At 62.5% G+C, this 18,099-nt stretch carries 19 protein-coding genes; all 19 read right to left on the bottom strand.

Annotated elements, in window-relative coordinates:
• Positions 1-33 precede the first annotated feature (33 nt).
• Positions 34-2,808, bottom strand: coding sequence for a hypothetical protein (locus tag RIN49_RS18075; protein ID WP_309121556.1), 2,775 nt, complete (start codon positions 2,806-2,808; stop codon positions 34-36).
• Complete coding sequence (locus tag RIN49_RS18070; RefSeq protein ID WP_309121555.1) at positions 2,801-3,139, bottom strand: hypothetical protein; 339 nt, start codon at positions 3,137-3,139, stop codon at positions 2,801-2,803. The genes RIN49_RS18075 and RIN49_RS18070 overlap by 8 nt, the downstream gene beginning before the upstream one ends.
• Before the next feature lie 2 nt (positions 3,140-3,141).
• Positions 3,142-3,324, bottom strand: a complete 183-nt coding sequence (locus RIN49_RS18065; RefSeq protein ID WP_138194464.1) for a hypothetical protein — start codon at positions 3,322-3,324, stop codon at positions 3,142-3,144.
• 28 nt (positions 3,325-3,352) lie between these two features.
• Positions 3,353-4,507: a hypothetical protein gene (locus tag RIN49_RS18060; RefSeq protein WP_309121554.1), complete on the bottom strand. Its 1,155-nt coding sequence runs from the start codon at positions 4,505-4,507 to the stop codon at positions 3,353-3,355.
• Positions 4,508-4,519: 12 nt separating this feature from the next.
• Positions 4,520-6,589, bottom strand: a complete 2,070-nt coding sequence (locus tag RIN49_RS18055) for a DUF4815 domain-containing protein (protein ID WP_309121553.1) — start codon at positions 6,587-6,589, stop codon at positions 4,520-4,522.
• Between the two features lie 31 nt (positions 6,590-6,620).
• Positions 6,621-7,136 (bottom strand): hypothetical protein, encoded by a 516-nt coding sequence (locus RIN49_RS18050; protein WP_309121552.1) that lies wholly within the window; start codon positions 7,134-7,136, stop codon positions 6,621-6,623.
• Between the two features lie 90 nt (positions 7,137-7,226).
• Positions 7,227-7,952, bottom strand: coding sequence for a hypothetical protein (locus RIN49_RS18045; RefSeq protein ID WP_309121551.1), 726 nt, complete (start codon positions 7,950-7,952; stop codon positions 7,227-7,229).
• The gene (locus tag RIN49_RS18040) at positions 7,949-8,971 is read right to left on the bottom strand and encodes a baseplate J/gp47 family protein (RefSeq protein WP_309121550.1); all 1,023 of its coding nucleotides are present in this window, start codon (positions 8,969-8,971) and stop codon (positions 7,949-7,951) included. The genes RIN49_RS18045 and RIN49_RS18040 overlap by 4 nt, the downstream gene beginning before the upstream one ends.
• A 1-nt stretch (position 8,972) precedes the next feature.
• Positions 8,973-9,374 carry a DUF2634 domain-containing protein gene (locus RIN49_RS18035; protein ID WP_309121549.1) on the bottom strand — a complete coding sequence of 134 codons (402 nt, stop codon included), beginning with the start codon at positions 9,372-9,374 and terminating at the stop codon, positions 8,973-8,975.
• Positions 9,375-9,397: 23 nt separating this feature from the next.
• Positions 9,398-9,880, bottom strand: coding sequence for a DUF2577 family protein (locus tag RIN49_RS18030; RefSeq protein ID WP_309121548.1), 483 nt, complete (start codon positions 9,878-9,880; stop codon positions 9,398-9,400).
• A gap of 18 nt (positions 9,881-9,898) precedes the next feature.
• A complete protein-coding gene (locus RIN49_RS18025; RefSeq protein WP_309121547.1) occupies positions 9,899-10,336 on the bottom strand; it encodes a DUF2577 family protein in 438 nt (145 codons plus the stop codon).
• 34 nt (positions 10,337-10,370) lie between these two features.
• Positions 10,371-11,333: an XkdQ/YqbQ family protein gene (locus tag RIN49_RS18020; protein WP_309121546.1), complete on the bottom strand. Its 963-nt coding sequence runs from the start codon at positions 11,331-11,333 to the stop codon at positions 10,371-10,373.
• A complete protein-coding gene (locus RIN49_RS18015) occupies positions 11,330-11,983 on the bottom strand; it encodes a LysM peptidoglycan-binding domain-containing protein (protein WP_309121545.1) in 654 nt (217 codons plus the stop codon). The genes RIN49_RS18020 and RIN49_RS18015 overlap by 4 nt, the downstream gene beginning before the upstream one ends.
• Positions 11,973-14,834 (bottom strand): phage tail protein, encoded by a 2,862-nt coding sequence (locus tag RIN49_RS18010; protein ID WP_309121544.1) that lies wholly within the window; start codon positions 14,832-14,834, stop codon positions 11,973-11,975. Before RIN49_RS18010 ends, RIN49_RS18015 begins: the two co-directional genes overlap by 11 nt.
• A 215-nt stretch (positions 14,835-15,049) precedes the next feature.
• Positions 15,050-15,490 carry a phage tail assembly chaperone gene (locus tag RIN49_RS18005; RefSeq protein WP_309121543.1) on the bottom strand — a complete coding sequence of 147 codons (441 nt, stop codon included), beginning with the start codon at positions 15,488-15,490 and terminating at the stop codon, positions 15,050-15,052.
• Positions 15,491-15,521: 31 nt separating this feature from the next.
• Positions 15,522-15,971: a phage tail tube protein gene (locus tag RIN49_RS18000; RefSeq protein WP_309121542.1), complete on the bottom strand. Its 450-nt coding sequence runs from the start codon at positions 15,969-15,971 to the stop codon at positions 15,522-15,524.
• A gap of 3 nt (positions 15,972-15,974) precedes the next feature.
• Positions 15,975-17,330: a phage tail sheath family protein gene (locus tag RIN49_RS17995; protein WP_309121541.1), complete on the bottom strand. Its 1,356-nt coding sequence runs from the start codon at positions 17,328-17,330 to the stop codon at positions 15,975-15,977.
• Position 17,331: 1 nt separating this feature from the next.
• Positions 17,332-17,592 carry a YqzN/YkzM domain-containing protein gene (locus RIN49_RS17990; protein ID WP_309121540.1) on the bottom strand — a complete coding sequence of 87 codons (261 nt, stop codon included), beginning with the start codon at positions 17,590-17,592 and terminating at the stop codon, positions 17,332-17,334.
• Entirely contained in the window at positions 17,573-18,058 is a 486-nt protein-coding gene (locus RIN49_RS17985; protein WP_309121539.1) for a hypothetical protein, read from the bottom strand. The genes RIN49_RS17990 and RIN49_RS17985 overlap by 20 nt, the downstream gene beginning before the upstream one ends.
• Between the last annotated feature and the right edge of the window lie 41 nt (positions 18,059-18,099).

The raw sequence follows: 18,099 nt of genomic DNA, 5'->3' as shown, positions 1-18,099 counted from the left end.
TCTACTTGAAGGGCAGCCCCGTTGACGTTCGTTTTATTCGATCAACAGCTCGCTTGCCGATACGGCCACCCCGACGGTCCGGCCCCCCGGCTCGACCGACAGCCGGCCGTCTCTCCCCGATGCGTACGCGGTCCCGGCTTGCAGGGTCGCGCCGGGCACCTCCGCGATCCCGCGGAGCGTCACTTCGATCGACTGCCCTTCGATTCCGTCCGAACCCGCGATGCCGCTAGGGGTTAGATACGGCCGGCCGAAGGCGAGGTGGGCGTCGTCTAGATAAGCGATCGTGTACAGCTGATTGTTTCGGCCGTCCGACATCGCGCAGAACGCTCGGCGGTCGTCGATCGGCAGGAAGACGGAAGGCGTATCCTGCGACGAAGGGAACGGATAAAACCGGTCCTGCGGAGGCGCGCCGTCCGCCGCGGAGCCCGTATCCAGCAGCGCTAGCCGCAGATCCGAAGCGGGCCGGCCCGGCTGAGACGTCATGCCCTTCGTCCATCTCGCCTTATAGACGAATGCCGTCTTCCCCCGCAGGTTCCGAAGCTCCGTGACGACCCCTTCCATCTTCTCCTTCCGCGCCGCCGCATCGCCCGCTTGGAGCAGCCTGCCGCCGAGCTTCGCGTACCGGACGGTTTCGATCGCCCCGCTCGCCGAATCGGTCAGGAGGAACGCGACGTGACCGTCTTCGTCGTCCAGCATGCCGTGCGTAACGCTGCCGTTCGTCTCTAAGGACAATCTGCCGCTGGAAATCAGCGTCCCGTCCTCTCTCGCTTCGACGAGGAAGCTCCCGGCCGAAGTCGCGGCGAACAGATTCGGCCCGAGCCGCGCCGACGTGAAGTTCGCTCGCTCGTAATCCAAGCGCAGCGCCTCGCCGAGCGGCTCGAAGCTCGGGGTCGCGCCCGATTCCCGATACCGAAAGACGCGGGCGAACAGGTCGATCTTATGGTTGAGCCCGAGGACGAGCAGCCGGTCGCCGGCGAGCGGGAACAACCGGGTTTCCTGATACGGCTCCGGTTCGAAGCTTGTCGTCGCCTTCTCCGTGATCCCTTCGCCAGTCACCTTGGCGACGAGCACCTTCACCTCCCGCTCGGAGCCGCCGCCGTCGTACGTCGGCTTGATGCGCTGCCTGTATTGCAGAGCGAACTTCCCCGGCACGATCTCCACGATCGCCAGGTTGTCGACATGGCTGTACGAGAACGTGTGCGACGCGATCGGCCGGTACCCGCCGGAACGAGGCTCGAAGACGGACAGCTTGCCGTGCCAGGTATCCCGCTCCCGGTAAGCCAAAACGACGAAGCCGTTCGACAGCGCGACGGCGTCGAACAAGCGGCCGCTGGAATAGTAATCGCCCGTCTCCAAGGAGAACTCTCCCACCCCCGCGTCGATGAACCGGAGCGGCGTCCATCCGCACCGGAACAGCTTCATTCGGCCGTTGCCGGACACGATGAATCGGCCGGTCGTTCCGAGCGCGCAGAAGTGGAAATATTCGGCCTCGCAGCCCCGGTCCCACACGTTCGTCAGCTGTTCCTTGACCAGGACGTCCTCGAACGCGGTCATGTCCGCCGTCATGCGAAGCAGGAGCGCCTGCGTGTAATCGGCATAGGAGCTGGCCGCGCTATTAAACGTAAGAACGTACAACGAATCCCCAAGCGGCAGGAAGCGAAGCCGATTCGCGTTCCCTCGAATCGTGCCGAATTGCCCCTTCGTAAACATCGGCAGCGCGGCAATACTGGACGAGGGCGCTTGGAACATGGTCGTCGTCAGGCTTCCTGCGTTTCGGTCGTTATAGGCAAGCACGAACCGTTGTTCCGACAGGCGGATCGCATCGAAGAAGAGATCGCTGATCGTAACTTGGAACGGGGCCGCCATCGTCGGCTTGTTGTCGCGCATACCGATGTTATAGATATCCAATCCTCTCTCCATCTTGTTGAGTAGGACGTAGTGATCCGGGGACATGACGAGCGCCCGCAGCTCTACGTTCTTCGAGGCATGCGGCCTCCAGACCGCTCTCTCCCCAAGGTTGATCAGCCCTTCCGCCACGGACAACGTTTGGGTCGCAACCGTAGGCTGAGGCTCGTCGATCACGATATTGACGACGTATCGTCCCTCTCCGAGCTTCGCGAAGGCGAACCGGTCGCTCAGCAAGGGCACCGCCTCGAACGCGTAAGCGTCCGCCGGCATCGCAATGGACAGATCGGCGCCGATGACGCCGACGCGGGCTTTCATCCGCGGAGGCTCCGCCAGCACGCAATGCCATACCATGACGAACGAATCCGGCGACGCGGACTCGATCTCCGGAAGACCGTTCGTGTTCAACTCCGTAACGAACGGGCTGCCCAGTTCCACTCCGTCGCCGTCCCCCCATCGCACCGCGAGGAACCGCCACAGCGCCGTGTTATGCTCCAGGTAACAGAGCAGGCCGGTCCCTTCGTCGAGCGGCTTGAATACCATCCTGTCGATCCCTTCGACCCCGAGCACCGGCAGCAGCTTGCCGGCTTTCTCGACGATGCCGTCGGGCCCGGCGTCGAACCGTGTAATTCGGATGCGATGGTCCGTCGAAGCGATCTGAATGAATTCGTCCTCCCCGATCGCATGGACCGCCCGGCTCTGTTCGTCGGGCTGCACGTAGAGGACGTCCGGGCTGAATTTCGGCAGCGCGTCGAGGGGCAGCTCGGCGTTCTTGTACGCCAGATTGTCGAACACCGTCACGACGTCGCCCTTGCGGATCGTCTCGCCCGGCGCGACGGGGAAGGAACGCCGCACGGTCGTCGTCCCGCCCCCGTTCGTCGTCCCCTTCAAAGAGCTATACAACCGAGATCACCTCGACTCCGGAGATATCGAGGGACAGCGCGCCCGCGGGCGTCTGCAAAGCCGCGATCTTCGTCCCCTTGGGCAGCACCGTCTCGAAGGAGAACTTCACGGTGTCCTCGCTCGCGATGCTCGTTCCGATCCGCTGCGTCTCGGGGCCGATCGTCTTGCCCGGACGGATGATGTACAGCCGCAGCTTCGAAGAGGAACTCGTCGTATTGTGAATGACGATGTTCTTCAGAATCGTCTTGTGCTTCAACGTCACCAGGTCGGTCAGCGCCGCCCCGGGCTGTCCGCCGTACAGATCGACCGCGGAATACGCTTCGTAAGCCATCGTCACACCTCCATCCATTGCAGGCATAGCGCGTTGCCGATCTTCACGTTCCATTCCTGCTCCAGCTTTTCCAGTCTCTCCAGCCGGGCCTCCGCCTCGTCCAGCGCCGCGTTCACCTTCTGCGCGCCGGCGTACAGGCTGTCGGGAGCGGCCGGGTCTAACGTAATGCGGTGGGTACTCGCCATCGCCTCTTCACCCGCTCTTTTCTAAATTCTAGGACAACGTCACCATCAACCGCCTGGCCTTCGGCGTCTCCGCTCGCGCGGACTCCGAATTCGACTGCCGGATCCGAATGCGCACCCGATTCGAGGCGGGGACCGTCGCTTCGTATTTGTACTGCGTGTATTGCCCGTACTGCCGGACCGCCGCGCCCTCGCCGAGCGCAACCCAGGCGTCGCCCCCGTTCACGCTGAAGTCCGCGGCCTGCGCGGTTCCGGAAGGCTTATATACATCGATGTACATCGTAATTTTCGTGAACGCATCGTTCGTGAACCATTCCTTGCTGACGTACGTGCCCGTCGTCTTATAGGACAGCGCGACGGCGCCGATCGCTTCGGTCTGGATGACCGGCGAGCTCTTCTTCGTGCCGGATAACGCGGCGCGAACTTGAATGTGCCGCGTCGGGGCGCCCAGCGCCGTCACGCCCGTATCGTTCAAGGCGTACCAATTCGCGCCGTCCGAGGACCACTGCCACTGCAGGTTGCTTCCTTGCGGCACTACCTGGCTCGTGGACAACAGCAGCTGGGAGGCCGCCTCGGACAGCGTCTTGCTTCCGAAATACAGCTTGCTCTCCGTCTTCTTGAATTCGGCCGCGTACAGGCGGAATTTCAAATCCGTATCCTGATGCGCCGTCCATGCCGTCGCGTTGGAGCTCGAGAAGAGCACGCCGACGTCGTAGGGCTGCCGGGATACGGCGTTGCCGGTCGCCAGATCCTTCGCGCTCATCTTGGCGACGTAAACCCGGTATTGACTGGAACCGGTTAGAATGACGAGCGCGTATTCGACGTTCGCCTGCAGCAGCACCGGATCGGCGAACGTGAATTTGGTGGCCGTCTCTCCCTTCGCCGACACCTTGACCGCGCTCGCCTCCAACACCTTGGACGCCAGCACCGTCGTTCCCGGGTACCCGTTCACGACGTTCCGCAGCTGCAGGGTCACGGGCTTCGCCGTATATCCTGCGGAATCGGCGTCCTTCGTCGCGAAGAACAGCTCGACGCTCGTCACGAGTCTTTCTTCCAGCAGCAAGAACGTTTGCGCGAGCGGGTCGATCTGATTCCACCAAGGCACCTGCCAGAACGTCTGCTCGATGAGCTGCCTGCGACCGACGCCGACGTATGAGGTTCTCGATTCGTTTTGGATTTCCGCCACCGTTATCCCCCTCTATACATAATTGAAAATTCGCACTTCCCGCGTACCGGTTCGGATGTTCTCCGGAATCGTAAAGCTCGCGACGAAGCGGCCGGCTCCGTTCGCCTTCACCGTCCCCGGCGACGTGCCCGCCCCGTAACCCGCGGCCGGCTGAAGCGCCACCGGGACGCCGTCGAACGTCGCCTGCAAATTGTCGGCGTTCGGCTCGAAGCCTTCGCCGTGCACGGCGACGACGCGCTGCCGGATGAACGGGATATGCTCGTCGAGAATGACCCTGGTTTCCGTCCGGCTGCCGCCCCACCACGCATCCCACCAGCCCCATACGACGTTGGAGACGACCGTCTGCTCGACCCAAGCGTCTTGAGACGGCGTAAGGCGAATCGTCGCCTGCGCGCCGAACACCTGGTAAGGGTTCACGTTCAGCGATTCGGTCGCGTAGCTCTGCTCGATGACGACCTGTTCGGTGTAATCCAGCGTGAGCAGCCGCTCGTGCCGCCGGACCGACTCCCCGCTCTCGAAGGTCAGCTGCTCGAACGTTTGCGTCGCGGGCAGCTGCAGCGTCTGATTCGCCGGATCGATCATGGCGTCGAACCCCTTGCCGAAATCGATGCGCTCGAAGTTCGTGAAGTTATCGGTGAGAATGCCCTTCTTCTGCGTCGTCGGATCCGCGATCTGGGCGGAACGCTCCAGCTCCAGCATCGCCTGATTGTATTCGGCGCGCTCCAGACGATCGAGCAGCGAACGCAGCTCCAGCATGGTCAGCCGCTTGGGCTTGTAGTTCACGACGGCGACCTCGGCGCTCGCCGGAGGGAAGTGAAGCTCCCCGAGCTCGAGGATGTCCGGCGGAACGGGCGGCAGCGGCGGATGTACGTCCGATTGTCCCGTCGCGATTCGAATTTGCCCGTCGGGGGTCAAGTAGAAGGCGTCCTTGCGGGCTAAATAGTAGTCATAGGTGACATTGAAGAGCGAGTCGGGCACCGGGCGCATCTTGTTCAGCCACGCGACCCCGTTCGCGGAGGCGTCCAGTCGATAATCCTCGTCTTGGACCATCTGCCGCATAAACTGATAGACGACCGAGTACGTGTCCCCGACGGCGGGCCGGTCGTTCCCGATCGACCAATCGACGCTGTTGTCGACGAGCTGGTAGTGCGTTCCTTTGACATAATTTTTGTCTTTGTACATCACCCGTACGATATCGACGACGGCCTCTTCGGGGAGCGGATCCGCCGCCCCGGTTTGGCGCGTGACGTCGGTCTGGAGCTGTACCCGAGCCGTAATTTCGCGGATCGCCTTCACGGGCTTGCTGTTCAGCGTATAGACCGGTTCGGCGCCCGAGCCCGCGTCCTTATACACCTTCACTTCGTCCGATACGCTTCTGGCGTCGAGCGATTTCCGAAGCCGTATGCGCGTCGGGACGAGCCGGTTGATCTCGTAGCCGAGGACGTACGCCTTCCCCGCTTCGATGACTAGATTCACATACTCTCCCTCGGCCGGCTCGATGAAGCCGTCCATGCCCGAGACGAGGAAGCTTCCGCTCGTATCGTGCGTGCGCCGAGCCAGTACGGGCGTAAAGCCCTCCAGCTCCGGCGGCACCTTGGCCGTGACCACTTCGCCGTTCGCGAGCCGGTACATCGGCGTCGCGGCGGGATCGTTCAACACCCACTCCGGCGACGCCTTCCGTCGATCCATCCCGGGCGAGCCGAAATTCGCGTAGCCGACCGCCGGATCGAGCAGCTTGGGCTCCGTCTCGTGCGTCACCGTCTCGTAGACGATCTTCAGTCCGATGATTTCTTCGCCTTGCCGGGTAATCGGGATACGCTTCTCCCCGATGTCGTGAATCATGCCGTCGAAATAGACGGAGGCGGGAAAGATGATGGCCTCGTTCCCGGGCGGAGGCGACACGAACACCTGACCGCCTTCGATAATATGGCCCGAACCGAAGATGACGTCGCCCATCCGCTTGTCGCGGTGCAGCGCGAGCGATTGGATTTCGTTCAGCTCGGCCGATTGGAGCCGCCGGCCGCTCCTCGCCTGCAGCGATACCCAGCGGTCGGCCGGGTCGAATCGATTGTACACACTCATAGCGAGACGCTCCTCCTCCTAGACAAACCCATCAGAACTCCACGATAAATTCGAGATACTCCCGTTGATCCGCCGCGCGATGAATCGGCGAGCGGTAGTTCACGACCAAGGGCAGCCCGTGATCGCCGACCTCCGCGGCCAGCACCGCCAGCTTCCCGGGCGGCGTCTCCGGCGCGAGCGTCAGCCCCGTCACGATCGCGCTTTGCCGATAGCTGACGGCGGGCAGCTCGTCGCCGGCGATCCACGCCGCGACGTACACCCAACGGGCGAGGCTCTGCCGTCCCTCTTCCTCGGTGACCAGCCTCCACCGCTGCTCGAATTGAACGATGTCGCCTTCCGCGTCGGGCACGACGAATCGGACCTTCTCCGCCTTCTTATATCCGATCGGCTCCGTCAAGGACGACGAACCGGATACCTCGGGCGCGCTGTCCGCCTCGTTCCACGGCGTCGACTTGCCGATGCCGATCCAGACGTCGGTCGTTCGCACGAGATGCAGCGCTTGGAACGTGCGCATCCCGGCCACCGACGCCGTATAGCTGACTCCCATGTGCTTTACCTCCTACTCCTACTCCTACTCCTGCTCCTGCTCCTGCTCCTGCTCCTGCTACTCCTTCCCCTTCTCCTACTACTCCTGCTTCTACATCGGTTGTCGTACGACGGTCGCGGCGGCTTGCTGCGTGCGGACCGTCTCGTCCGTGTAGCGAAGCGAGTCGGTGAAGAAGAGGTTCGGGGACCACCACGCCGCTCTCGCCGCGTCGGCCGCGTGGCTCCGAACCAAGGCGACGCTGCCTGCGGTGTCGACGCTGCGTCCGCTGAGCTCGTCATAGGACAGCTTCGTCTCGCGGTCGATCCCCGGATAGACGCTCCGCAGCATGCCCGCCTTCGGCGGTTGGGTCCGAACGGATGATTTCGCATGGACGGCCAACCAATAACGGAAGCCCGCGAATCCGCTGATCTGGATCAGCTTGCGGACGACCTCGACCTGCTCCGGCTCGACGTGAATCGCCGAGATCAGCGGACCGTAGAACGCTCCGTCCGGAAACACCGCATCGTCCCCGGACAACGTGTAGCCGTCTTCCGGGCTGAGCCGGTACGTTTCCGTCGCCGTTAGGCCGAGCGCCAGAATCGTATCTAAATTCAAAGTGCCCGAGGAACGCAGCTTGGCGAGCAGCGCGTCCCGGTCCGGCGCCTGCAGCTCCCGCTTCCACAGCTCGAGCCATTCCTCCGGCGCCTCGGACAAGAACAGCGCGTGCAGAAGGCGCCCTTCCACGTCGGGAATGTCCGGCGCCGCCGCGTCCAGGATCGCGTTCATCTGCCGGCTCTCCCGGTAATATTCCGGCAGGTAGCGGATCAAGGACGTCATAAGAGAATCACGACCTCCGCCTTCAAGCTGCTCGATTCGGGCAGCGGAAGGTTTTCCTCCGGCTCGAGCACGACGGCGTCCGAGGCGCCGGCGACGATGACGGCCGCCACGATCTTCGAGAGATAGATCGTGCCGCCGATCTCGATCGTGCGTAGATACTGGTGCACCGCCTGCTTCGCGGCGGCTTCGCCGAGTCCCGATACGCGAACGACGACCCGCTGCTCTCGCGGAACGACCGGCGCGACGATCACGTCGACGCCGAGCGGCTTCTTCCGGTCGATCAACTCCCGGACTTCCGCGAAGATCGCCTCCCGGGCCTCGTCGTCCCCCTCGCAGTCGATGACGACGTCGACCGTGCCGAGCCCCCGCTTGCAGTTGATCGCGTCCGCGTACGTCACCCCGGTGACGGACAGCGCCCAGCGCTTATAGTCCGATTCGGTCCCGCCGTGCTCGGGGTTGCGCTTCTGGTATAGAATCCGTTCCCGGAGCGCGACGTCCGCCTCTTGATCGAGGCCGCCGGCGGCGGGCCGCTTGTTGTTCACGGTCCAGATGTCCTTGACCGGGTCGAACAGCAGGCGGATCGTATCCGCGTTCACGTTGCCCGCCGGGCCCGGCTGCTTGCATCGGGCGGGCACCGCCGCTTTCCCGTCGGAGCCGATCGTCGCGTTCCCGATCGTCGCGAACGTCAGGTCCGAGTTCTCGATCCCGACCGTCGTGCCGTCCGGAATCGCGGCGCCCATGACGCCGGTAAACTCCAACTCGACTCTTGCCGCCGCGGCCGGCGTCCGCTCGAGCCCGTAATCCTTGGCGATCGAATCCAAAAATCGCCCCTCCGCCGTCACGGCGAACGCTTGCTCCAAGATGCTCCGGAACTTGCTCTCTTCGATCCACAGCTGCATCGCGATCGGGGCCAAGGCGTCGTAGATGACCGAGCCCTCGCTCTTGTCGAGTCCGTCGTCGACGCGGGCGAGCAGCTGCTGCAGCTTCGCCTCGAAGCCGAGCGCCGAAGTTTGTTCCATGCTACAACACCCCTTCGTAACGAATCGTCCCTTGCGTCGTGTCGGCGAAGAAGGCGATGTACACCTCGTCGTTTTCCGAAGCGATCGTGAAATCGTACACCCGGTGAATGCGTTCGTCGTATACGAGCGCTTCGGTAATCATCCGAACCATCTCGACTTGAATAAAGCCTTGGGAAAACGGTTTACCGAGCATATGTTGAATTTCGCAGCCGTAGTCGTCCGAATAGATCGGGTGGCTGAACCGTATCGTCCGGACGGCCTTATGAATCAGCTGTTGAATGGCTTCCGCCCCGTCGATCCGCCGGCCGATCTCGCCCGTCTCGAAGTCGAGCTTATAGGTGCGCAGCGCGGGCGCCTTCTTCTGGATGACGGTCGGAAATTCGATTTCGGGAGTAAGTCCCATGCCTCCTCGCCTGCCTCCGACGATTAATAATGCACGATGCGATCGTACACGAAATATTTCTGGCCGCCCTCGAAGGCGAACGCCATCACGCGGTCGCCCGTTCGCAGCGTATCGTCCTTGTCGTCCTCGCGTATGTAATGGATCTCGCCCTCGAGGAGCTCCAGCTTCCGGTCCTTCAAAGCGACGGACACGGTAAACTGATGATCGTGGGCCGGCGGAATCGGATCGTTCTTGCCCACCGGGGCCCCGATCGCGACGGTCGCTTCGAACGACTGGGACGAGATCGCCGCCTTCTCGGCGTTCGTAATGTTCGCCTTGCGCCTGACCCGGCACAGCCGTTCCGCGACGACGAGCAGCTCCTTCGGAATGATCAGCTTATCGTTGCCCTTCAGCTTGATCTTCAGGTCCGGCGCATCCGAGACGACCTCGGCTTCCATCGGCTCCAGCAGCCCCAGCGACTGCACGCTCGCGAGGCAGTGCCGCTTCACCAATTCCCCGAACGACATGCGCTCCCTCCTCCCGCGTTAATACGTCACGATGCGATCCAGAACGAAGAACTTCTGGCCGCCTTCGAACGAGAGCGCCATCACCTTGTCGCCCTTCTTCAGCAGATCGTCTTCGCTGTCCTCGTTCAGAAAATGAATCTCGCTCTGCTCCGCGGTAAAATCGCGCTCCTTCAACTCGACGTCCACGGATACGGAATGCTGATGCTGCATGACCAGGTCCGTGTCCGCCGTGAACGTCTGCTTCGAAATCGACGTCTTCCCGACGTTCGTAAGATTCGCCTTGCGATGCACCCGGCATAGATGCTCCGCGACGACGATCAGCTCTTTCGGGATGATCAGCTTATCGCTGCCCTTGAGCTTGATCTTCAAATCCGGCGCGCCGGATACGACCTCGGCCTCCATCAGCTCCGGCAGCCGCAGCGATTGCACGCTCTTAATGCTATGCCGCTTGATCAATTGCCCCAACGATTCCGCGATGCGCGACTCCCCCTTACGTCATCTCCGTCAACGTCAGCGACATCGAATGATATTTGCCCTTGAACCGGTGAGCGTCCTCTTCGACGGCGTACGTCCGCTCGATGCCGAGCTCCGGCACCTTCGCGACGATCGTCGTGCCCGAGACGACCTCGGCGATGCCGAGCGCTTCGTCCAGCCGCAGCGTCTTCGTCGCCTTTCCTTTCTCCGCCAGCATCCGGTTCGCCGCCTCCTGCAGCTGCGCCCGGTTTTGTTTATCCTTGATTTTCTCGTAGTGCTGCAGCACGCCGAACTGCTTCTGAAGCGACTTGTTCTCGGCGGTGGCGACCAAGGTTTGCTTCTCCTCCCCGCCCTGCAGCTTCACTTTCGTGACGGTATTCTCGATCGATTCGACGTACGAGTAATCGACCAAATTCAGCCCGGACTCGATGACCCATTTTCGGGTATTCTCCTTGTAAGGCACCAGCTGCACCTTCCCCTCCCGGGAAAAGAGCGAGTACCGCACCCCCTGGTGGCGATACGTAATCCCGAGCGCCTTCTTCGCCATATCGAAGAGCGTCTCTTCGTCGCACACCATATACGGGATGACGTACTCGGTATCCTTGATCGAACCGATCGGAATCGAGAAGTCCGCGCACAGCTTCGCGAGCACCGCCGACGCCTTCATGCTTTTGAATACATAGGAATCCTTGTTGTTCGTCAAATAAATCATCTGGTCGTAGCAGGTCAGGCCGAGCTTGCCGGGCTTGTAATCGGCGTTGAAGACGTTGCCCCGGAACAGCTCCTCCTCCCCGTACCGGAACAGCACGCCGGTTCCGTTCGGAACCGGAGGCGGGACGCTTCCGTTCTCCGAGAGATGCAGCAGGCCGACCGTCAGCTTGCGGACCGCCTTCTGCGCGTTCCCCGACCATTCGACGGTCTCCACCAATTCGGTCATGTCGACCGTTCCGTTCTCCAAGGCGAGCAGCAGTTGGATCATGGGATCACCAACACCTGGTTCGGCCGGATCGTATACGGCGGCTTGATCCCGTTGGCGGCGGCGATCTTCTCGTACGGCACGCCGACGCGGCGATCGATCGCCCACAACGTGTCGCCCGCCTTCACCGTATACGTCTTCGGCTTCACCGACGCCTTGGGACGCTGTCCCTTGTTGCTGATCTCGGCCACCGTCTCGCCGCTCTCCTGCTTCGTCTCCACGGTGCGCGGCTTCGTGTATTTGAACTCCCGCAGCGTCAGCTCGTAATAGATGCTGCCGACGTCTCCGGCGATCTCCCGGTACGAGAGCGATTCGATCGTGACCGGAACGGTGATTTCCTTATGCTGCTCCGACGTAATGACGACGAACTGCACCGGGAATCCGCTGTTCTTCCACTTCTCCAGCTGATCGATCCCTCTCCGGGGAGGCGGAATGTCTCGATAAGCGCAATAAGGCCCGTAATGTCGGGGGAAATGGGAGGACAATTCGTACGTCCGCAGGACGGGGTTCTGGATGACGGTCACCTGTCCCAGCTTCTGGACGGATACCGTCTCGTTCGCGGAGCCGGCGGACACCTTCCATTCGGAGGGATTCACGGGGAGCCGGAGCGTCTCTTCGCCGTTGTTGTAAGTGAACCAAAACTCAACCGGCATAGACGCCCTCCCCTTCCGTCAACAAGTCCTCTTCCAGCATCCGCTTCAGCTTCTCGATGAACCGGTTCTCGTCCGCTTCGTCGTGGACATGCATCTCGCCGATCAGATTCGAGATCGCCACCGACTTCGTCGCCGGAGTCGGCGCCGCGCCGGCCGCGCCGTACGGCTGCAGCATCGCGGAACGCTGCTCCGCGGACAGCTGACCGCCTCGGTACCGATCCGCCTGCTCGGAGGTCAACACCATTTCGCCGCGGTGCAGCTGCGCGATGTACCCGTCGAACGGCACGCGGGCGAGCCCCGTCCGGTGGCTGCCGTGCACCGTCTGAACCGACACGGTCATCTCCGCCGTCGTTCCGCCGAACAGGCTCGCGATCGAATCCCGGATGGCCATGACCTTCTGATACAGCGGGGCCCACATCTGCTGCAGCCCTTCGACCAAGCCGGTCATGAACCGCTCCCCGAACGACACGGCCGTATCGAGGAACCCGGTCAGGAGGTCGTAGACGATGCGCAGTCCCCACAGGAACGCGCCGATGGCGATGCCCATCATGAGGTAGCCGAATTCGCCGATCGCTTGGAGTGCCGGAGAGATCGCGGCCCAGAGTCGCTCCATGCCGGAGGTCGCCCAAGCGACGAACGACTGGAAGCCTTGGTCGATCGCCTCCCCGATACGGCGCAGGGTCGCCCAGAAGCCTTCTTCGATCTCCTTCAGCTTCTTGGACAAATAGTCGCCGGCGGCCGTCATCGCCCGATCGAATGCGAGCGCGAGCCGGATGCCGAAGAGGAGCACGTCGGTTTGGATTTGCGTCAGCGTCCGGTCGAACCACGCTAAGCCTTGACCGACCGCGTCGACGAAGGCGAAGAAGCCGGCTTCGATGCGCTTCCCCGCCGCGACGGCGAAGTCGGCGACGCTCCGCAGGACGGACATGAGCGCGTCCCTCATCGGCGTCACGGCTCGTTCCACGGTCTGACCGAAATTCATCAGCCCCGAAACATAACCGAGGACGAAGCTCGAGGCATGGTTCTTCGCCCGATCGGCGAAGCCCGACAGCAGCGCGCCGACCTTGCCGAACGCGCCGAGGACCGCCTGCGAGATCGTCTTCACGGCGCCCGCATGGTCGCCGGCCGCGCCCTGCCATACGCCGGCGAAGATGCCGCGCAGCAGCTCCATACCGGCCCGGCCGATGTCGAGGAGCGTACCGAAGGCGTCGGATACGATGCTTCGGATCGTCCCGAACGCGGAGCCGATCGTATCGATAAAGAACGAAGCTGCGCCGGCGACGATCCGCCACATCCCTCCCCACGCCATCGCGTGGAAGTTATATATCCAAGTCAGCGCGCCGACGACGGTCGCGCGAATCGACTGGAACGCCTTGCCCAATGCCTGGCCCATCCGCTCGAGAACGGCGCCGGCGTCCTGCCAGAGCTGCTTCGCCCAGGCGCCGAGGTCCTTGAACAGCTGCTTCGCCTCTTGGACGAAACGCTCGATGCCTGCCTTCAGCGACCGATACGACGAGACGATCCAGTCGATCGCGCTCGCCGTCTTATCCCGAATGCCCAGCCAGTTGCCGGTCCAAGCCGCGGTCAGCAGGCCGATGGCGGCGACGACCCAAAAAATAGGGTTCGCCAGCAGCGCGACGGCCGTGCCGATGCCGGAGATGACGGACATGACCGTCGAGATGACGGCGAACGCCGCGAACGCGGCGATCAGCCCGTTCAGGATCGGCCGCAGCGTCTCGAAGTTCGCGCCGATCCAATCCAGCGCCTGCTCGAGCCACCCGAACACCGGTCCAAGCACGTCCGCCATCCACAGGAACACCTTAACGAACACGTCCACCGTCTTCGCGGCGATCGACTCCAGCTTCTTGAAGCCGCCGCCGCTCAGCCAATTGACGAGCCGCAGCATGACGGGCTTCACCTGTTCGAGCGCGGCGACGCCAGCGTTGTGCAGTGACGCCTTCACCCCTTCGGTGACGATCTCCCACATGCCGTTCGCCGAAGCGTTCAACTTCTCTCCGCCGCCCTGGAACCACGCGTCGGCGGTCTTCAGGAACGAATTCCAGCTGCCCTTCTTGAACTCGAGCCCGAACTCCTTCATCTTGGAGTAATCGTGCGTCTTCGCCGCCGAGAGGGCGGCCATCGCTTCCTTGACCGACTTCCCGGGATTGAACGCCGCCATGTCCTCGGCCAGCTTCACGAGCTGCATCGCTTGCTTCGCGTCGCCCTTCGTCAGCTTGATCGCCTTCATCCCGCCGGCGAGCACGTCGTTCGCCGAGAAGGCCGTCATCTGCGCGTTCTCCCGCAGCGCCGTCCAGTAATCGGCGATCGACTGTTCGAGCTCCTTGGCGCTTGCCGGCCCTTTGCCCTTCCCTTTCCCGGCTCCGGCATTCAGCTTGCTCATCAGGAAGTCGAAGCCGATGCGGCTCGACTCCAAGTCCGCCGCCGCGCCGAGCGTCGCGTCGCCGAAGCTCTTCAGCTTCGCCCCGACGCCCAGCGCGCCGATGGCGTCCCCCATCTGCTTCGCATGCCCCTGCAGCTTCGTCCATTGCTCTTGCGTCTTCGTCCACTTGCCTTTGACCTTGCTCCACAATCCGGGAGCAGTCGCCGGCGCCGCGGCCGGCGATGCCGCCGTCGGGGCCGCGGTCTGCGCCGCTTGCGACGCGGCCGGAGCCAACGCCGATATGAGCGACGGGGACAGCGCCGCCGCGCCGGTGCCGGTCTTGTTCCGTACGTTGCGCAAGGAACCGAACCTCGACTTCGCGCCGCCGGCCATCGCCGCCGCCCCTTTTTGCCTTACTTGTTTCGCGGCGTACGCCCTTCCGGCCATGACTACCGCATTGGCCGCTGCCATAGGTGCCGCTTCGCCTCCTTCCGACGCGGCGGGCGCGTCCCGCTACCCGCGTCTCGCCGCGCGTTCCGCCTTCCGTTCGGACTCCATCTCGAGAAACTCGGAAGCGTAAATGAATGCGCGGTGGTAATCGTCCATGCTCCACAGCTCCTGCGGGAGAAGGTGGTGCTTCTGCCACACCCGGTGGGATACTAACGCATGGTAATCGCCACTGCGAATCAGTTTTTTGCTTCATCCACCAGCTCTTCGAAGTCCGTATCGAAGCCGTTGACCCGTTGGACCGCCTGAATAAGCTCGGCGTATTCGCCGCCTACGTTCAAGATCTCCTTCACGAGCTCGCATGGGTCGACGATGCCGTAGCTGTTCAGCAGCTCTGGGTCCCGGAAGTTCGGGTATACCGTCGTCTCGACGGCCAGTCGGCAGGCGAATCGCTTCCAGTCGATCTCCTCGCCGACCTTCTTCCCCTTCTTGAACTGGGGCACGGTGCATTCGTCCTGCAGCTCCTCGATCCGCTTCGTGTCGACCGCCTTCAGCGTGAACGGGATCGGATTGCCTTCTTCGTCCACGTACCGCTTCGAGACGACGACCTCTTCCAACACGACTTGCTTCGCCTTGCCCTTCATGAACAGATCCATCGATTTCGTTGCCGTGGCTGCCATCGCGCGTGCCTCCTTCAAGGGATTGAAATCGTTATTCGAACGTATCCTTCAGCGCTTCCGGAATTTCGGCGCCTTCGAACGTGAACGGAATTTCTTCCTCCAGCGCTTCCGCTTCGACGTTGAATTGACCGATCTTCACCGAGTCGATATTGCAGTGGATCAACGTAATCCGCTCCGTCCCGCGACCCGCTCCCGGGTCGTCGAGCACGCCCTGCAGCGTGAAGTAGACGTCCTTGCCCGTCGTCGCGTATTCCAGCAGCATCTTCGAAAATTTCGAAGTCACCTTGTACAGCGTCAACGTCCCCGTGCCGCTCAGGCTGGTCGTCTTCTTGCCGAGCCAGCGATTCCCGAGCACGGGAATGTCCACCTTGTTCTTCTCGATCGTCGCCTCGAACGACTTGGCGTAGCCGATCTCCTCGCTGTCGAGGAACAATCTCGCTTCCCGGCCGTTGATCGTATTGTCCGCGCGAAACTTCGCCATCGCTTATCGCACCTCCACGGTAAAGAAAAATTTCTCCATGCTGTCCACCGGCTGCACGGACAGGTTGACGTACACCTCGTCGCCGACCGAGCGAGTCTTGTCGATCGCGAAGTCGTTGTCGAAGTCGACGTTCTGAATCGCGCCGGCATCCTGCAGATCGCGCAAGTATTGATTCGCCGCCGCCTTGAGCAGGGCGTGACCGTCGGCGTTGTTGTCGATCTTGCCGATATAGCTGTCGTTCGCGACGCGGGCGAAGTCGTTCGCGATCGCGTCCAACACGCGAACGACCCGGTTCTTGGAGAACCGCCCGTTGCGCGTCTGCGAATAGGAGACGAGCGAGTTGATGTCCTGCTCGACCTTCACCTTGACCCCGTCGTGCACGAAGACGAACTGTCCCTTCTTCAGCGCGTCGATCACCTGGCTGTTCTTCAGGCGCGGATTCGCGTCCGCCGCGCCTTCGTAGGCGCTGTATGTGTTGGACTGAACGATCGATGCGCCCGCCGTCGCCCCGGCGACCCACGCGACGGCTTGCTCCTTGCTCAGGGCGGTCCCGTCAAGCAGCACGACGCCGTTGCCCACGCTGACGATGCCTTCGTAATCGGCGATGTTCTGGAATACGCCTTCGGACACTTTGCCGGCGACGACGCCCTGGATTTTCTTCCCTTCCTCTTCGCGCATCCGGCGAATGTACGAGATGAACGATACCTTCAGCTCGTCGTCTTCGTACGGGTACGCGATCACCTCGAAGTGCTGCGTCTCCGTCCGCTCCAAATATTCGGTATGGTCCGCGCCGATCGCGGCCGCGTTCGTGCCGCCCGTCAGCGCCGTGCCCGGCGTGCTGGACACCGTGCCCGCGCCCGAGAACGTCACCCACGCGTTGGCCTTCAAGTCGGCCGCCGCGCTCACGACCTGCTGGTCGACGACTCTGCCGTCGACGAGCGTCTTCACCAGCATGCCGCTCTCGCTCGAGGGGTCGTCCTCGGCGGTGATGAGCACGTCGTTGCCCCTCGTGCCCGCGTAGATCGCGGTCGCCGTCGTCACGTTCGGCGCCGTGCCGAACGACCCCGTCGCCTTGTTCCCGTCGTTCAACCGATAGACGAGCAGCGTCTTCGCCCGCTTCTTCGCTTCGCGAACGAGGAGCATCTCCTCGTCGTTGATGTCGTAGCCGAGCAGCTCCATCGCGTCGCTGTCCTTCTCGATGCGCAGGAACGTCTTCGGCTGTCCCCATTTCAAGACGAGCGGGATCGTGACCGTCCCTCGCTCGCCGGATTTGATCCGCTCGAGCGCCGCGATCTTGAAATTCATATACAACCCCGGCCGCACCTTCTCCACGCCTAACGTCCAAGTTCCTCCCGCCATCTCACTTGACCTCCCGTTTCAAAAATGCTTTGATTTTCGCCTGCGCTTCCTTCACGGTGAACTCCCCTGCGCTGCCGTGCAGCGCGCCGTCGACGGTTTCCGGATTTACCCCGAACAACTGCCTGGCATGGCTTCTTAGGCTGACGGCCGTGAACCGTTTCTCCGCCGACTCGGCCGGCTTCCGGTCCTCGTTCGCCGACGCCGCCGACTCCGACGCTTCCGCCGGATGCGCGTCGACGTCGTTATTCCGCTGCTTCCCCATCGTTCTTCAACCTCCCAGCGACATGCAATGTATTTATGCGTGCATAACTCTCTCTCGAATAGCTCGATTGGCGGGACCATTCCGCCGCCAACTCCGCTTCGCCGGTGCCGGCCATCCGCAGCTCCAATCGATCGATCCGCAAATAACCGCCGGTCGCGTTCCCTACTTCGTCCAGCTCGGGAATCCGGTACCGCGCATACCGAATGCCGTCCGCGATGCGCTCCGCCGCCAAGAACGCTTGGCTGTCGGTCGCTTGGATCACCCGGATCGCAAGCGTATACGTCTTGCGGAACGAAGACACCGAGCCGGGGCCGTCCGCGATGCGCGGCGGCGGGAAGCATAGCGACGGAATCGCCTTCGTCTCCGGGATATCCCCGATATACGTTTGCGCTTCGACGAGCTCCCCGCAGAAAGCCGCGATCGCATGCAAGTCGGCGAACATATGCCCCTCTCCTTTCACCTCCATTAGAAAAGCCACCCGCTCTCCCGGATGGCTGGATCGTTCGT

The sequence above is a fragment of the Paenibacillus sp. genome (assembly GCF_031177825.1).
Taxonomy (GTDB): Bacteria; Bacillota; Bacilli; order Paenibacillales; family YIM-B00363; genus Paenibacillus_AE.
This window is presented reverse-complemented; position numbering and strand designations above follow the sequence as displayed.

What these genes read in the sequence shown, in the direction of transcription:
- RIN49_RS18015 (WP_309121545.1), bottom strand. Translation starts at nt 11,983, where the DNA reads ATGCCGGTTGAGTTTTGGTTCACTTACAACAACGGCGAAGAGACGCTC.
- RIN49_RS18000 (WP_309121542.1), bottom strand. Translation starts at nt 15,971, where the DNA reads ATGGCGAAGTTTCGCGCGGACAATACGATCAACGGCCGGGAAGCGAGA.
- RIN49_RS18055 (WP_309121553.1), bottom strand. Translation starts at nt 6,589, where the DNA reads ATGAGTGTGTACAATCGATTCGACCCGGCCGACCGCTGGGTATCGCTG.
- RIN49_RS18030 (WP_309121548.1), bottom strand. Translation starts at nt 9,880, where the DNA reads ATGTCGTTCGGGGAATTGGTGAAGCGGCACTGCCTCGCGAGCGTGCAG.
- RIN49_RS18010 (WP_309121544.1), bottom strand. Translation starts at nt 14,834, where the DNA reads ATGGCAGCGGCCAATGCGGTAGTCATGGCCGGAAGGGCGTACGCCGCG.
- RIN49_RS18045 (WP_309121551.1), bottom strand. Translation starts at nt 7,952, where the DNA reads ATGACGTCCTTGATCCGCTACCTGCCGGAATATTACCGGGAGAGCCGG.
- RIN49_RS18020 (WP_309121546.1), bottom strand. Translation starts at nt 11,333, where the DNA reads ATGATCCAACTGCTGCTCGCCTTGGAGAACGGAACGGTCGACATGACC.
- RIN49_RS18065 (WP_138194464.1), bottom strand. Translation starts at nt 3,324, where the DNA reads ATGGCGAGTACCCACCGCATTACGTTAGACCCGGCCGCTCCCGACAGC.
- RIN49_RS17985 (WP_309121539.1), bottom strand. Translation starts at nt 18,058, where the DNA reads ATGGAGGTGAAAGGAGAGGGGCATATGTTCGCCGACTTGCATGCGATC.
- RIN49_RS18070 (WP_309121555.1), bottom strand. Translation starts at nt 3,139, where the DNA reads ATGGCTTACGAAGCGTATTCCGCGGTCGATCTGTACGGCGGACAGCCC.
- RIN49_RS17995 (WP_309121541.1), bottom strand. Translation starts at nt 17,330, where the DNA reads ATGGCGGGAGGAACTTGGACGTTAGGCGTGGAGAAGGTGCGGCCGGGG.
- RIN49_RS18035 (WP_309121549.1), bottom strand. Translation starts at nt 9,374, where the DNA reads ATGGGACTTACTCCCGAAATCGAATTTCCGACCGTCATCCAGAAGAAG.
- RIN49_RS17990 (WP_309121540.1), bottom strand. Translation starts at nt 17,592, where the DNA reads ATGGGGAAGCAGCGGAATAACGACGTCGACGCGCATCCGGCGGAAGCG.
- RIN49_RS18050 (WP_309121552.1), bottom strand. Translation starts at nt 7,136, where the DNA reads ATGGGAGTCAGCTATACGGCGTCGGTGGCCGGGATGCGCACGTTCCAA.
- RIN49_RS18005 (WP_309121543.1), bottom strand. Translation starts at nt 15,490, where the DNA reads ATGGCAGCCACGGCAACGAAATCGATGGATCTGTTCATGAAGGGCAAG.
- RIN49_RS18040 (WP_309121550.1), bottom strand. Translation starts at nt 8,971, where the DNA reads ATGGAACAAACTTCGGCGCTCGGCTTCGAGGCGAAGCTGCAGCAGCTG.